General features: G+C 65.5%; 1 protein-coding gene. It reads left to right on the forward strand.

What is annotated here, in order from left to right; all coding sequences use genetic code 11:
• Positions 1-542: ATP-binding cassette domain-containing protein (locus L0U85_RS20165; RefSeq protein WP_241379561.1), on the forward strand; the 542-nt coding region annotated here is incomplete at both ends.

The raw sequence follows: 542 nt of genomic DNA on the forward strand, positions 1-542 counted from the left end.
ATGCGACTCATGCTCGGCCTCGACCACGGCGGGGGCGAGACCCTGTTCGACGGCGAGCCTTTCTCCTCGATCCGCCGACCGATGAACCACGTCGGCGCTCTGCTGGAGGCCAAGCCGTTCCACCCCACCCGATCAGCCCGCAACCACCTCAAGATGCTCGCCGCGGCCAACGGCATCTCGAACACCAGAATCGACGAGGTCATGGACCTGGTCGGGCTCGGCCCGGTCAAACGCAAGAAACCCAAGGGCTACTCACTGGGCATGGCGCAGCGCCTCGGCCTGGCACAGGCGCTGCTGGGCGACCCGAGGATTCTGCTGCTCGACGAGCCGACGAACGGGCTCGACCCGCACGGCATCCACTGGATGCGCGACCTGCTCAAGAACCTGGCCTCCGAAGGCCGCACCATCTTCGTCTCCAGCCACCTGCTGTCAGAGATGCAGCTGATGGCCGACGAACTGGTCGTCATCGGCCGCGGCCACATGATCTTCAACGGCGACGTCGACCAGTTCGTCCGCGAGTTCACCCAGACCACCGTCATCGT

The organism is Glycomyces sp. L485 (assembly GCF_022548875.1).
Taxonomy (GTDB): Bacteria; Actinomycetota; Actinomycetes; order Mycobacteriales; family Micromonosporaceae; genus Glycomyces.